This window comes from Pseudomonas sp. CFBP 13727 (assembly GCF_014841915.1).
In the GTDB taxonomy this organism is placed as follows: Bacteria; Pseudomonadota; Gammaproteobacteria; order Pseudomonadales; family Pseudomonadaceae; genus Aquipseudomonas; species Aquipseudomonas baltica.
In genome coordinates this window covers 1,141,569-1,155,345 of sequence record NZ_JACYUT010000001.1, presented here as the reverse complement: position 1 = coordinate 1,155,345, position 13,777 = coordinate 1,141,569, and the positions used below count along the sequence as shown (strand labels likewise).

Sequence of the window (13,777 nt, the reverse complement as noted above, 5' to 3'; positions counted from 1 at the left end):
CAGGTCCTAGTGCGTCGGGCCGAGAAAGGCCAGCCAGCGGCGTTCGGCCAGGCGAAACAGTCCAACCAGAGCGAAGGTGACGGTCAGGTAGATCAGCGCGGCGATACCGAAGGATTGGAAGGTCAGGAAGGTCGCCGAATTGGCGTCACGCGCGACCTTGAGAATGTCCGGGATGGTGGCGGTGAACGCCACCGTGGTCGAGTGCAACATGAGGATCACTTCGTTGCTGTAGTAGGGCAACGAACGGCGCAGGGCGGACGGCATGATCACGTAGGCATACAGCTTCCAACCGCTGAGGCCGTAGGCTTTGGCCGCCTCGACCTCGCCGTGGTTCATGCTGCGGATGGCCCCGGCGAAGATTTCCGTGGTGTACGCGCAGGTGTTCAGCGCGAATGCCAGCACCGTGCAGTTCATCGCGTCGCGGAAGAAGTCGTTGAGCAGAGGCTGCCCACGCACCGCCTCCAGGCTGTAGATGCCGGTGTAGCAGATCAGCAGCTGGATATAGAGCGGGGTGCCGCGGAACAGGTACGTGTAGAACTGCACTGGCCAGCGTACCCAGCGCCGATTCGAGACCCGTGCGATCGACAGCGGCACCGAGAACACGAAGCCGATCACCAGGGCGGCAGTGAGCAGCCACAGGGTCATCGCCAGGCCGGTGATGTTCTGCCCGTCGGAGTAGAGGAACGGTCGCCAGTATTCTTGAAGAAGCTCGATCATCGCAGGGCCTCCCGGGTGCCCGCGCTGTAGCGTCGTTCAAGCCAGCGCAGGGCGATGTTGGAGGCACTGGTGATCAACAGGTAGATGAGCGCGGCCAACACCAGGAAGTAGAACAACTGATAAGTGCTCTTGCCCGCGTCCTGGGCGGCCTTGACCAGATCGGCCAGGCCGATGATCGACACCAGCGCCGTGGCCTTGAGCATGACCATCCAGTTATTGCCGATACCGGGCAGGGCGTAGCGCATCATCTGCGGAAACACGACATAGCGAAAGCGCTGCGAGCGCTTGAGGCCATAGGCCGTGGCCGCTTCGAGTTGCCCGCGCGGTACTGCCAGCATGGCACCGCGAAAGGTCTCGGTGAAATAGGCGCCGTAGATGAAACCCAGGGTGATGACCCCAGCGGCGAAAGGATCGATTTCGATGTAGTCCCATTCCAGCGCTTCGGTAATACCGGTCAGCCAGGTTTGCAGGCTGTAGAAAATCAGCAGCATCAGCACCAGGTCGGGCACGCCGCGAATCAGGGTGGTGTAGAGCTGCGCAGGCACGCGCAGCGCCGCAGCGCCGGACAGCTTGGCGCTGGCGCCGAGCAGGCCCAGCACCACGCTGACCAGCAGCGAGAGCAGGGAAAGCTTGATGGTCATCCAGGTGCCCTCGAGCAGCAACGGGCCGAAGCCCTTCAAGCTGAACGCAGACAACCCGAGGTACTGCAAAAGGTCATCGAACATGAATCTGGCCTTTGCCGATCAAAAAAACGCCCATCCCCGAGCGGGAATGGGCGCTGTCACAGCGGGGATTTATTTACCGCTGTACAGGTTCAGCTCACCGAAGTGTTTCTTCTGGATTTCGCTGTAGGTGCCATCATCATGTAACGCTTTGATACCTTTATCGATGAACGCCTTGAGTTCCTTGTTACCTTTGGCGATACCCACGGCCGTCTTGGCCGGCAACAGCTCGCTGTCGATAGCCTCGCTGACTTCATAGCCAGCACCCTGTGGCGACTTCAGGAAGCCAAGCTCGGCCTGCAGCATGTCTTGGATGGATGCGTCGAGACGACCCGAGATCAAGTCGGCGTACACTTGGTCCTGATTTTGATAGGCCTGGGTTTTCACCCCAGCCTTGTCGAGCACGGCCTTGGCGTAGGCTTCCTGGATGGTGCCCTGCTCGTAGCCGACGGTCTTGCCCTTGAGCGACGCCAGGTCGGTGCTCAGGCCTGCACCTTTCTTGAACACCAACGAAGTCGGGCCCGAGAACAGTTCGTTGGAGAAGTCGATGACTTTCTCCCGCGCCGGGGTGACGGTCATCGAGGAAATCACGCCATCGAATTTCTTCGCCTTGAGCCCGGGAATCATGCCGTCGAAGTCGCTTTCGACCCACTTGCAGGTCACTTTCAGTTCCTTGCAGATGGCATTGCCCAGATCGATGTCGAAACCCACCAGGCTGCCGTCGGCGGCCTTGGATTCGAACGGTGCGTAGGAAGGATCGACCCCGAAGCGCAACTCCTTGTATTCCTTGGCCATTGCGCTGCCGGCCGAAAACGCCAGGGCCAGAGCAGAAAGGGTCAGCAATGCTTTTTTCATCGTGCAGTCCTTAAAACCAGTTGAATGCGTTGGTGAGGGCGATGTGCGTTACCGGCAAGTGCCAGACATCATTTTGATAGCAATTTCCGCACCATAGTCCCAGTGCAGACCGCTCTGAGCAAGGTTGTGTCGCGTGGCAGCAAGTTTCGCCATGGCCCGAGTGACCCTGGATGTCCGCGCTGCGCGTCATTGGTACAGCAATGCCCTGAAATAATCCACGGCAAAAAAATGCACCTCGACGGTGCATTCAGAAGGGTCAGGCCAACAGGTCCTGCAGGGTCGCCAGGCTGTCCGCTTCTGCCACCGGTTTGTCGTGGCGCCAGCGCAACATGCGCGGGAAGCGCACCGCAATACCGCTTTTGTGGCGCTTGGACAAGGCAATGCCCTCGAAGCCCAATTCGAAGACCAGCGTCGGGGTCACGCTGCGCACCGGGCCGAACTTCTCCACGGTGGTCTTGCGAACGATCGCGTCGACCTTGCGCATTTCTTCATCGGTCAATCCGGAATAGGCCTTGGCGAACGGCACCAGCGTTCGCTCGGACGCTTCGGGTGGGCCATCCCACACGGCGAACGTGTAATCGCTGTACAGGCTTGCCCGGCGCCCGTGGCCGGCCTGGGCATAGATCAATACCGCGTCGACGCTGAACGGGTCGACCTTCCATTTCCACCAGGTGCCCATGTCCTTGGTGCGGCCGACGCCATACAGCGAATCGCGGGCCTTGAGCATCATGCCTTCCACACCCAGCGCGCGCGACGCTTCGCGCTGTCGGCCGAGGTCTTGCCAATCGTCGCCGGTCAATACCGGCGAGGGGCGCAGCACGGGGTCGGCGGCCTGCGCGATGACCTGTTCCATCCGCGTGCGACGTTCGTGCTGCGGGCGGTTGCGCCAGTCTTCCCCTGCCCATTCGAGCAGATCGTAGGCGAGCACCACCACCGGAATCTCTTCAAGGATTTTCTTGCTCAAGGTTTTACGGCCGATGCGCTGCTGCAGCAGGGCGAACGGCTGCACGGCGGGTGCATCGGCCGACGCACTCGATGACTCGTCCAGGCTGAAATGTTCAGGTGCCACATCGGTTGCTGGCGGGGTTTTCCAGACCACGATCTCACCGTCGATGACCGTACCGTCAGGCAGGCTCGCGGTCAGTGAGTGCAGCTCCGGGAAGCGATCCGATACCAGTTCCTCGCCGCGCGACCAGATCCACAAGCGCCCCTCGCGCTTGACCAGCTGGGCGCGAATCCCATCCCACTTCCATTCCACCTGCCAGTCGCTGCTGGGGCCCAGCAAGGTGTCGAACTGATCGACCGGTTGCTGCAGAGAGTGGGCGAGGAAAAACGGGTAGGGCTGGCCACCCCTTTGGGCATGTTCGTCCGCCGATTCCTGGGCGATGAGCTTGAGGTAACTTTCGGCGACCGGACGGTGCGACAGGTCGGTGTAGCCCACCAGGCGCTGGGCGACGCGCTTGCTGTCGATACCGGCCATCTGCGCCAGCGCGCGGGTGACCAACAGCTTCGACACACCGACGCGAAAGCTGCCGGTGATCAGCTTCAGGCACAGCATCAGGCTGGCCCGATCCAGCTGCGCCCACAGCGGCGGCAAGCGCGCGTGGAGCTCCTCGGGCGGCAGCCCGCGCAGGGGCAACAGGGCGTTTTCCAGCCACCAGGCCAGGCCTTCGTCGCTGCTTTGCTCAGCTTCGGGCAGCAACAGCGAGAAGGTCTCGGCCAGGTCACCTACGGCTTGATAGCTTTCTTCGAACAACCACTCGGGCACGTTCGCCAGTTTGATCGCCAGCTCGCGCAGGATCTTGGTCGGCACCAGCTGCCGTGGACGGCCACCGGAAAGGAAGTACACCGCCCAGGCAGCATCGGCCGGTTGCGCCTGACGGAAGTAATCTTCCAGAAACTGGCGCTTGGCATTGGTCGAGGTGGTTTCGTCGAGATTGGCATACAACTGCGCGAAAGCTTTCAAGACGCGACCTCCTGAGGTTCCTCTTCATTGCCGTACTCAGTGGTGAACCCCTGTGCGTCCAGGCCGATGTCTCGCAGATAGCGCACCAGCACCTCTACCGAGCCGTGGGTGACCATGACCCGCTCGGCTCCGGTCTGCTCGATGGCCCAGAGCAGGCCTGGCCAGTCGGCATGGTCGGACAGCACGAAGCCTCGATCCACACCACGGCGGCGGCGGGTACCGCGCAGACGCATCCAGCCACTGGCGAAGGCGTCGCTGTACTCACCAAAGCGGCGCATCCAGATACTGCCCCCGGCCGAGGGCGGGGCGATGATCAACGCGTTGCGCAGTGCCGGGTCGGTTTTCTTGAAGTCCCCGGCGTATTGGGTTTCCGGAATATAGACACCGGCATCGCGGTAGACGCGGTTCAGCGGTTCGACCGAGCCGTGGGCTAGAATCGGTCCGATGCTGGCGTCGATGCCGTGCAGCAAGCGCTGGGCCTTACCGAAGGCGTAGGCGAACAACACGCTGGCCTTGCCTTGCTCGGCGTTGGCTCGCCACCACTGGTTCACTTCCTCGAAGATCTCCGCTTGCGGCTGCCAGCGATAGATCGGCAGGCCGAAGGTCGATTCGGTGATGAAGGTGTGGCAGCGCACCGGCTCGAAGGGCGCGCACGTACCGTCTGGCTCGACCTTGTAGTCGCCCGAGGCTACCCACACCTCACCTTTGTATTCCAGGCGGACCTGGGCCGAGCCCAGGACGTGTCCGGCAGGATGGAAACTCAGGGTCACACCGTTGTGCTGCAGGACTTCGCCGTACTCGAGCAATTGCAGATTTATGTCCTGGCCCAGGCGAGTGCGCAGGATGCCTTCGCCCGGTGCTGCGGCCAGATAGTGTTGGTTGCCTGTGCGCGCGTGGTCGCCGTGACCGTGGGTGATCACCGAGCGCTCGACGGGCTTCCACGGATCGATATAGAAATCGCCGGCGGTGCAATACAGACCTTCGGGACGAGCGACGACAAGATCCATGGCAGGTCGGCCAGGTAATGGGTGTGTTGTTATGAGGGGGTGGGGCAGGGGAAAGTTCGAAGGCATGCGCCTTGACGAGCGCTGCGCGTGGCCCGTGACGCAGGCATGAAAAAGCCCCTGCGATGAGGGGCTTGTTTCAGGATCTGGCTCCACGACCTGGACTCGAACCAGGGACCCAATGATTAACAGTCATTTGCTCTACCAACTGAGCTATCGCGGAATCTGCTGCGTATGTTACTGATTGCTAAGGGGAAGTCAAGCTTTCCCCTTAGCAAGGTTGTTACAGCACCTTGACGATGGCCTTGATCACGCCGTCGATATTGCTTTGGTTCAAGGCGGCCACGCAGATGCGCCCGGTATCCAGCGCGTAGATGCCGAACTCGCTGCGCAGGCGACCGACCTGCTCGGCGCTCAGCCCGGAATACGAAAACATCCCCGCCTGGCGAGCGACGAAGGTGAAGTCACGGTTCGCGCCGTGGGCAGCCAGGCCCTCGACCATTTGCAGGCGCATGCCGCGAATGCGCTGGCGCATCTCGCCCAGCTCGGCTTCCCACATGGCTCGCAGTTCGGGGCTGTTGAGCACGTTGGCTACGATCATCGCACCATGGGTCGGCGGGTTGGAGTAGTTGGTACGAATGACCCGCTTGATCTGCGACAGCACGCGCGCGCGCTCGTCGCTCGACTGGGTGACGATCGACAGCGCGCCCACCCGCTCGCCATACAGCGAGAACGACTTGGAAAACGAACTGGAAACGAAGAAGCTCAAGCCCGACTCGGCGAACAGGCGCACGGCCGCCGCGTCTTCCTCGATGCCGTCGCCAAAGCCCTGATAAGCCATGTCGAGGAACGGCACGTGGCCCTTGCGCTTGACCACATCCAACACGTTGACCCAGTCCGCCGCGTTGAGGTCGACCCCGGTGGGGTTGTGGCAGCATGCATGCAGCACGACGATGGAGCCTGCGGGCAAGGCGTCGAGGTCTTCGAGCATGCCTGAACGGTTCACGTCGTTGCTGGTCGCATCATAGTAACGGTAGTTGCGGACGCCGAAGCCTGCAGCTTCGAACAGCGCACGGTGGTTTTCCCAGCTGGGATCACTGATCGCGACGACCGCATCGGGCGACAGCTGCTTAAGGAAGTCGGCGCCGATCTTCAGGGCACCGGTGCCACCGACGGCCTGGGTGGTCACAACGCGGCCTGCTGTCAGCAGGGGCGACTGGGCACCGAATATCAAGGTCTGTACGGCCTTGTCGTAGGCAGCGATGCCATCGATGGGCAGATAGCCACGGGCCGCGTGCTGTGCAACGCGCTGCGCTTCGGCTTCGATCACCGCGCGCAGCAGGGGAATTCGCCCCTCTTCGTTGCAGTACACGCCCACGCCCAGGTTCACCTTGTCGGTGCGGGTGTCGGCGTTGAATGCTTCGTTGAGGCCCAGGATAGGATCGCGGGGTGCCAATTCGACAGCGGAAAACAGGCTCATTTTTACCGTAGCTCTGATCGGGAGTAAGGAAGGATGCACGCTTCATCCATGCTGCGCGAAGCGGTGCACGAGTGGGATGTCAGTATAAAGACGCTTGGCTGACGGGGCGACAGGTTGCACCTGGTTTTACCTGTTTTTGCCGATTTATTTTCGACCATTGGTCCCGCGTTTACCGGAGGTCTTGGGCCTTGCCCTTGAAACTCGTAGGAACAGGCGCAAACTAGGGTTAAGTACTGTCTATAAATACAGTCGGAAAATGTCCGGCTGGTGCGACTCATGAGGTGTGGCATGTCCGAGTTCCAACTCGTTACCCGTTTCGAGCCTGCTGGCGATCAGCCGGAAGCCATTCGCCTGATGGTGGAGGGGATCGAGGCAGGGCTGGCGCACCAGACATTGCTGGGGGTAACCGGATCGGGCAAGACGTTCAGCATTGCCAACGTGATTGCCCAGGTTCAGCGTCCGACACTGGTGCTGGCGCCCAACAAGACCCTGGCAGCTCAGTTGTACGGCGAGTTCAAGGCGTTTTTCCCGAACAACGCCGTCGAGTATTTCGTCTCCTATTACGACTACTATCAGCCCGAAGCCTACGTGCCTTCGTCGGACACCTTCATCGAGAAGGATTCCTCGATCAATGATCACATCGAGCAGATGCGCCTGTCCGCCACCAAGGCACTGCTAGAGCGCAAGGACGCCATCATCGTCACCACGGTGTCGTGCATCTACGGTCTGGGCAGCCCTGAAACCTATCTGAAAATGGTCCTGCACGTGGACCGCGGCGACAAGCTCGACCAGCGCGCGCTGCTGCGCCGTCTGGCCGACCTGCAATACACCCGTAACGAAATGGACTTCGCCCGCGCCACGTTCCGTGTGCGCGGCGACGTGATCGACGTGTTCCCGGCCGAGTCCGATCTTGAAGCCATCCGTATCGAGCTTTTCGATGACGAGGTCGAGAACATCGCCGCGTTCGACCCGCTGACCGGCGAGGTCACGCGCAAACTGCCGCGCTTCACCTTCTACCCCAAGAGCCACTACGTTACTCCGCGCGAGACCCTGCTCGGCGCCGTGGAAGGCATCAAGGAAGAGCTCAAGGAGCGCCTGGACTACTTTCGCGACAAGAACAAGCTGGTTGAAGCCCAGCGGCTGGAGCAACGCACCCGCTTCGATCTCGAGATGATCCTCGAGCTGGGCTATTGCAACGGCATCGAAAACTATTCGCGCTACCTCTCCGGCCGCCCTTCGGGCGCCGCTCCGCCCACGTTGTACGATTATCTGCCAGCCGACGCCCTGCTGGTGATCGACGAGTCCCATGTCAGCGTTCCGCAGGTCGGGGCGATGTACAAGGGCGACCGCTCGCGCAAGGAAACCCTGGTCGAGTACGGCTTCCGCCTGCCGTCGGCGCTGGATAACCGGCCGATGCGTTTCGACGAGTGGGAGGGGGTGAGCCCGCAGACCATTTTCGTCTCTGCTACCCCCGGCAACTACGAGGCCGAGCACGCCGGCCGCATCATTGAGCAGGTGGTGCGTCCGACCGGTCTGGTAGACCCCCAGGTGGAAGTGCGGCCCGCGTTGACCCAGGTGGATGACTTGCTGTCCGAGATCCGCAAGCGCGTCGCAACCGACGATCGCATTCTGGTTACCGTGCTGACCAAGCGCATGGCCGAGGACCTTACCGATTACCTGGCCGACCATGACGTGCGCGTGCGCTACCTGCACTCGGACATCGACACCGTGGAACGGGTCGAGATCATCCGCGACTTGCGCCTGGGCGCGTTCGACGTGATCGTGGGGATCAACCTGCTGCGCGAAGGCCTGGACATGCCCGAGGTCTCGCTGGTGGCGATTCTGGATGCCGACAAGGAAGGTTTCCTGCGCTCCGACCGCTCGCTGATCCAGACCATTGGCCGTGCCGCACGAAATCTCAATGGGCGTGCCATTCTGTATGCCGATCGCATGACCGGTTCGATGGAACGTGCCATCGGCGAAACCGAGCGCCGTCGCGAAAAGCAGATCGCCTTCAACGAGGCCAATGGCATCGTGCCCAAGGGCGTGATCAAAGATGTCGCCGACATCATGGAAGGCGCCACCGTGCCCGGCTCGCGCAGCAAGAAGCGCAAGGGCATGGCCAAGGCTGCCGAGGAAAACGCACGCTACGAGAACGAGCTGCGCTCGCCGAGCGAGATCACCAAGCGCATCAAGCAGCTGGAAGAGAAGATGTACCAGCTGGCGCGGGACCTGGAGTTCGAAGCGGCAGCACAGATGCGCGACGAAATCGGCAAGCTGCGCGAGCGTCTGCTCAAGGTCTGACACCGCGTCGCCCCCTTCGCGGGTAGAACCCGCTCCCACAGAAAAGCGTCACCCAGCCCGCCCCCATGTGGGAGCGGGGCGGGCGGCCGAGCCCTCTGCCCGCGAAGGCCGCACTGCGTTCCTAGCCAAGCACCCATGCCCGTCGCCATACGATTCTGGAGCCTTGCCCCCAAGCCCTGCTAACATCGGCGTTTCGATTCAACCTGCTCGAGACCCTTCATGACCGTTCGTACGCGTATCGCCCCATCGCCCACCGGCGACCCCCATGTCGGCACGGCCTACATCGCCCTGTTCAACTATTGCTTTGCCAAACAGCATGGCGGCGAATTCATCCTGCGCATCGAAGACACCGACCAGTTGCGCTCCACCCGCGAATCCGAGCAGCAGATCTTCGACGCCCTGCGCTGGCTGGGCATCGAGTGGAGCGAAGGCCCGGATGTAGGCGGCCCTCACGGCCCTTACCGGCAAAGCGAGCGGGGCGACATCTACAAGCAGTACGCCCAGCAACTGGTCGACATGGGTCACGCGTTCCCCTGCTTCTGCACGGCCGAAGAACTCGACCAGATGCGCGCAGAACAAACCGCCCGGGGCGAAACCCCGCGCTACGACGGTCGTGCCCTGTTGCTATCGGCCGAGGAAGTCCAGCGTCGCCTGGCAGCAGGCGAGCCCCACGTCATCCGCATGAAGGTCCCTACCGAGGGCGTCTGCGTGGTCCCGGACATGCTGCGCGGCGATGTCGAAATCCCGTGGGACCGCATGGACATGCAGGTCCTGATGAAAACCGACGGTCTGCCCACCTACTTCCTGGCCAACGTGGTCGATGACCACCTGATGGGCATCACCCACGTGCTGCGCGGTGAAGAATGGCTGCCCTCGGCGCCCAAACTGATGAAGCTCTACGAATACTTCGGCTGGGAGCAACCGGCACTGTGCTACATGCCGCTGCTGCGTAATCCTGACAAGAGCAAGCTGTCCAAGCGCAAGAATCCGACCTCGGTCACGTTCTACGAGCGCATGGGCTTCATGCCTGAAGCCATGCTCAACTACCTGGGCCGCATGGGCTGGTCGATGCCCGACGAGCGCGAAAAGTTCTCCCTGACTGAAATGGTCGAGCACTTCGATCTTTCCCGTGTATCCCTGGGCGGTCCGATCTTCGATATCGAGAAGCTCTCGTGGCTCAACGGCCAGTGGTTGCGCGAGCTGCCGGTGGAGCAGTTCGCCGCACGGGTACAACAGTGGGCTTTCAACCCTGACTACATGATGAAGATCGCTCCCCACGTGCAGGGCAGGGTGGAAACCTTCAGTCAGATCGTTCCGCTGGGCGGCTTCTTCTTCGCCGGCGGGCTGCAGCTGGACGCGCGCCTGTTCGAAAGCAAGAAACTCTCTGCGGACCAGGTGCGGCAGCTGATGCAGTTGATCCTGTGGAAGCTGGAAAGCCTGCGCCAGTGGGACAAGGAACGCATCACCGCGACCATCCAGGCCGTGGTCGAGTCGCTTGGTTTGAAACTGCGCGACGCCATGCCGCTGATGTTCGCCGCAATCACCGGGCAAGCCAGCTCGGTGTCGGTCCTGGATGCCATGGAAATCCTCGGCCCGGACCTGACCCGCTTCCGTCTGCGCCAGGCCCTCGACCTGCTCGGCGGCGTCTCCAAGAAAGAAAACAAGGAATGGGAAAAGCTCCTGGCCGCAATCGCCTGACCGCAGCTATTCGCCACCCCAAATGACGCGGCTCGCACCGCTGCTACAAACGCCCCCTGTAGCAGCGGCGCAAGCCGCGTCCGCCCATACTATCCGTCCATCAGGCACCCCACGCCCCCTGTAGCAGCGGCGCAAGCCGCGTCGCCCTTGGCTCCAACCGCGCATATCCGGTAAGTCCCTGTAATCGCGATAAAAAACTTCAAAATAATTCTGAAAATAAGTTTGACACCCTGGCGAGGTCGTCTTAATATGCGCCCCGTCCACACAGCAACACACTGTTTGGGGCTATAGCTCAGCTGGGAGAGCGCTTGCATGGCATGCAAGAGGTCAACGGTTCGATCCCGTTTAGCTCCACCAAATTCCAGGTTCGATGTCACGTGCTGATAACGAGCCGATCAGTTCCAGACTGATCTTGGTAGAAGGTATGTCCCCTTCGTCTAGTGGCCTAGGACACCGCCCTTTCACGGCGGTAACAGGGGTTCGAGTCCCCTAGGGGACGCCAGTTGTACAGAAATGCCGAGTGAAGTCGGCATTCCGCCGCAGGGCGATAAATTCGGGGCTATAGCTCAGCTGGGAGAGCGCTTGCATGGCATGCAAGAGGTCAACGGTTCGATCCCGTTTAGCTCCACCAATTTGCCGGAGCCTGCGTCAGCGGGCTTGACTGAAGGTTTTGCGTCCCCTTCGTCTAGTGGCCTAGGACACCGCCCTTTCACGGCGGTAACAGGGGTTCGAGTCCCCTAGGGGACGCCACGATTACCCGCTCTGCGGGACTTATAAGGCTCATTCGATTATTGAATGAGCCTTTTGTTTTTCTGCCCTCGCAATAATCGCCCATTCCTGAATCGCCACCGCCCAATTCTTCAGGAGCGCCCATGAACTGGGATCGGCCCACCCCCTTCGTTATCCAGCTCCAGGTCCAGTCCGACGACATCGACGGCCTCGGGCATGCCAACAACGCAGTCTACGTGACCTGGCTCGAGCGCTGTGCCTGGCAGCACTCGCAGCACCTGGGTCTGGATCTTGCGACCTATCGCCAGTTGGATCGCGCCATGGCCGTGGTGCGCCATGAGATTGACTACCTGGCCAGTGCCCACGAAGGCGATGAGCTGCACCTGGGTACCTGGATCCTCGACTGGGACCGCCGCCTGAAAATGACACGCCAATTCCAGCTGCTGCGTCCGCGCGATGGTGCGGTGCTGCTGCGGGCCCGCACTACCTTCGTGTGCATCGAGCTGTCCAGCGGCAAGCCCAAACGCATGCCGCCGCAGTTTCTGGAAGGGTATGGCTCGGCGATAGCTATCGAGCCCTAGAGCCCTGGAGTCCTAGAGCCATCAAGCGTTGGCACCATCGGGTAGCAGCGCTGCCGTCGATGTGCAGGCTTTCTGCTAGAATCCGCTCCCTTTCACGCCTCTGCCCGAGAACTACCCCATGCAATTAGCTTTGGCGCCCATGGAAGGGTTGGTCGACGATATCCTGCGCGACGTCCTCACCCAGGTCGGCGGCATCGACTGGTGCGTCACCGAGTTCATCCGCGTCAACGAGCGCGTGCTCACCGCCGCCTACTATCACAAGTTCGGCCCCGAGCTGCTTACCGGTGCGAAGACCCGCGCCGGGGTGCCGCTGCGCGTGCAACTGCTTGGCTCCGACCCCTCGGCCCTCGCCGACAACGCCGCGTTCGCCTGTACCCTCGGCGCGCCTGTGATTGATCTGAATTTCGGCTGCCCGGCCAAGACGGTGAACAAATCCCGTGGCGGTGCGGTGCTGCTCAAGGAGCCCGAGTTGCTCCACCGCATCCTGCGCGAAGTGCGCGCCACCGTCCCTGCGCACATCCCCGTGACGGCCAAGATGCGCCTGGGTTTCGATACCCCAGACAGCGCCATCGAATGCGCCACGGCCTTGGCCGAGGGCGGGGCGGATGTGCTGGTGGTGCACGCGCGGACCAAGGTCGATGGCTACAAGCCGCCTGCGCACTGGGAGTGGGTCGCCAAGGTGCAGGACGTGGTGAAGGTGCCGGTCTATGCCAACGGCGACATCTGGACCGTGGCCGACTGGCGGCGCTGTCGCGAGGTCAGTGGCGCGCAAGACTTCATGCTCGGTCGTGGCCTGGTGTCCAGGCCCGACCTGGCTCGGCAGATCGTCGCGGCCCGGCAAGGCATCGAGCTGCCTGACATGACCTGGTCCGAGCTGCTGCCATTGATCCGCGAATTCTGGCGCCAGGCCCGTGCGCAACTGACACCACGCCAGGCACCGGGCCGACTCAAGCAGTGGCTGGCCATGCTGACCCGCACCTACCCCGAAGCGACCGAGCTGTTCACCCTCGTGCGTCGCGAGCAGGATTGCGACGCCGTGGAACGGCTGCTGCAGCCGGGCTAGTGGGTCGCCTTACCGCACGAAAAAATCGCTGCGCCGTTAAAATTTTTTCGTGCGAACTCTTGAAAGCCCTTGGGTGGTCCCTATCTATGGGGTACGCGATGCCGAATTCGGGTCGCGGAGACAACCACTCGCTGAGATTCAGGAGAGACACATGACTACCGCATTTTCCCTTGCTCCACTGTTTCGCCACTCCGTGGGCTTCGATCGGTTCAATGACCTGTTCGAGTCTGCCGCACGCAACGAGTCGGCCAGCAGCTACCCACCCTACAACGTCGAAAAGCATGCCGATGATCAGTACCGGATCGTCATCGCTGCCGCAGGCTTCCAGGAAGAAGACCTGGAGCTGCAGGTCGAGAAGGGCGTACTGACCGTCAGTGGTGGCAAGCGCGACGCCGATACCAGTGCAGTGACCTACCTGCACCAGGGCATTGCCCAGCGCGCGTTCAAGCTGTCGTTCCGCCTGGCCGACCATATCGAGGTCAAGGCCGCAGCGTTGAACAACGGGCTGCTCAATATCGACCTGCTGCGTGTCGTGCCTGAAGAGGCCAAGGCCAAGCGGATCCCCATCAATGGATCCGCGCAGACTCGTCTGCAGTAACGCTTGAAGCCGTAGAAGAAAGGGCGCCTGGTGGGGCGCCCTTTTTTATTGCCTGAAATT

At 61.6% G+C, this 13,777-nt stretch carries 11 protein-coding genes and 5 tRNA genes; 9 read left to right on the top strand and 7 right to left on the bottom strand.

The features are described from left to right. Positions 1-6: 6 nt before the first annotated feature. The 7 genes from IFT76_RS05120 to IFT76_RS05090 form a co-directional block, all read right to left on the bottom strand. Entirely contained in the window at positions 7-717 is a 711-nt protein-coding gene (locus IFT76_RS05120) for an ABC transporter permease (RefSeq protein WP_122479262.1), read from the bottom strand. Beyond that, complete coding sequence (locus IFT76_RS05115) at positions 714-1,442, bottom strand: ABC transporter permease (RefSeq protein WP_192053784.1); 729 nt, start codon at positions 1,440-1,442, stop codon at positions 714-716. Before IFT76_RS05115 ends, IFT76_RS05120 begins: the two co-directional genes overlap by 4 nt. A 69-nt stretch (positions 1,443-1,511) precedes the next feature. Then, positions 1,512-2,294: a transporter substrate-binding domain-containing protein gene (locus IFT76_RS05110; RefSeq protein WP_192053787.1), complete on the bottom strand. Its 783-nt coding sequence runs from the start codon at positions 2,292-2,294 to the stop codon at positions 1,512-1,514. Between the two features lie 256 nt (positions 2,295-2,550). Further along, entirely contained in the window at positions 2,551-4,260 is a 1,710-nt protein-coding gene (locus IFT76_RS05105) for an ATP-dependent DNA ligase (RefSeq protein WP_122479259.1), read from the bottom strand. Beyond that, positions 4,257-5,267, bottom strand: coding sequence for a ligase-associated DNA damage response exonuclease (locus tag IFT76_RS05100; protein WP_192057560.1), 1,011 nt, complete (start codon positions 5,265-5,267; stop codon positions 4,257-4,259). Before IFT76_RS05100 ends, IFT76_RS05105 begins: the two co-directional genes overlap by 4 nt. 144 nt (positions 5,268-5,411) lie before the next feature. After that, positions 5,412-5,487: transfer RNA gene (locus IFT76_RS05095), tRNA-Asn, on the bottom strand. A gap of 60 nt (positions 5,488-5,547) precedes the next feature. Then, on the bottom strand, positions 5,548-6,744 hold the full coding sequence (locus IFT76_RS05090; RefSeq protein WP_192057559.1) for an amino acid aminotransferase: 1,197 nt from the start codon (positions 6,742-6,744) through the stop codon (positions 5,548-5,550). Positions 6,745-7,032: 288 nt separating this feature from the next. On the opposite strand from IFT76_RS05090, the gene uvrB reads away from it, so the two are divergent. The 9 genes from uvrB to IFT76_RS05045 all read left to right on the top strand — a co-directional run bounded on the left by uvrB (position 7,033) and on the right by IFT76_RS05045 (position 13,717). Next, positions 7,033-9,048 carry an excinuclease ABC subunit UvrB gene (gene uvrB, locus IFT76_RS05085; RefSeq protein WP_122479256.1) on the top strand — a complete coding sequence of 672 codons (2,016 nt, stop codon included), beginning with the start codon at positions 7,033-7,035 and terminating at the stop codon, positions 9,046-9,048. 219 nt (positions 9,049-9,267) lie between these two features. After that, a complete protein-coding gene (gene gltX, locus IFT76_RS05080; protein ID WP_192057558.1) occupies positions 9,268-10,746 on the top strand; it encodes a glutamate--tRNA ligase in 1,479 nt (492 codons plus the stop codon). 281 nt (positions 10,747-11,027) lie between these two features. After that, positions 11,028-11,103 (top strand) — tRNA-Ala (locus IFT76_RS05075). Between the two features lie 69 nt (positions 11,104-11,172). Continuing rightward, positions 11,173-11,248 (top strand) — tRNA-Glu (locus tag IFT76_RS05070). A gap of 53 nt (positions 11,249-11,301) precedes the next feature. Beyond that, a tRNA-Ala gene (locus tag IFT76_RS05065) sits at positions 11,302-11,377 on the top strand. 43 nt (positions 11,378-11,420) lie between these two features. After that, a tRNA-Glu gene (locus IFT76_RS05060) sits at positions 11,421-11,496 on the top strand. A 122-nt stretch (positions 11,497-11,618) separates the two neighbouring features. After that, positions 11,619-12,056 carry an acyl-CoA thioesterase gene (locus tag IFT76_RS05055; protein WP_122479254.1) on the top strand — a complete coding sequence of 146 codons (438 nt, stop codon included), beginning with the start codon at positions 11,619-11,621 and terminating at the stop codon, positions 12,054-12,056. A gap of 118 nt (positions 12,057-12,174) precedes the next feature. Further along, positions 12,175-13,119, top strand: coding sequence for a tRNA dihydrouridine synthase (locus IFT76_RS05050; protein ID WP_122479253.1), 945 nt, complete (start codon positions 12,175-12,177; stop codon positions 13,117-13,119). Between the two features lie 151 nt (positions 13,120-13,270). Beyond that, positions 13,271-13,717: an Hsp20 family protein gene (locus IFT76_RS05045; protein WP_122479252.1), complete on the top strand. Its 447-nt coding sequence runs from the start codon at positions 13,271-13,273 to the stop codon at positions 13,715-13,717. Positions 13,718-13,777 lie beyond the last annotated feature (60 nt).

Coding starts and splice junctions, on each gene's coding strand:
- IFT76_RS05120 (WP_122479262.1), bottom strand. CDS start 717: ATGATCGAGCTTCTTCAAGAATACTGGCGACCGTTCCTCTACTCCGAC.
- IFT76_RS05115 (WP_192053784.1), bottom strand. CDS start 1,442: ATGTTCGATGACCTTTTGCAGTACCTCGGGTTGTCTGCGTTCAGCTTG.
- IFT76_RS05110 (WP_192053787.1), bottom strand. CDS start 2,294: ATGAAAAAAGCATTGCTGACCCTTTCTGCTCTGGCCCTGGCGTTTTCG.
- IFT76_RS05100 (WP_192057560.1), bottom strand. CDS start 5,267: ATGGATCTTGTCGTCGCTCGTCCCGAAGGTCTGTATTGCACCGCCGGC.
- IFT76_RS05090 (WP_192057559.1), bottom strand. CDS start 6,744: ATGAGCCTGTTTTCCGCTGTCGAATTGGCACCCCGCGATCCTATCCTG.
- uvrB (WP_122479256.1), top strand. CDS start 7,033: ATGTCCGAGTTCCAACTCGTTACCCGTTTCGAGCCTGCTGGCGATCAG.
- gltX (WP_192057558.1), top strand. CDS start 9,268: ATGACCGTTCGTACGCGTATCGCCCCATCGCCCACCGGCGACCCCCAT.
- IFT76_RS05055 (WP_122479254.1), top strand. CDS start 11,619: ATGAACTGGGATCGGCCCACCCCCTTCGTTATCCAGCTCCAGGTCCAG.
- IFT76_RS05050 (WP_122479253.1), top strand. CDS start 12,175: ATGCAATTAGCTTTGGCGCCCATGGAAGGGTTGGTCGACGATATCCTG.
- IFT76_RS05045 (WP_122479252.1), top strand. CDS start 13,271: ATGACTACCGCATTTTCCCTTGCTCCACTGTTTCGCCACTCCGTGGGC.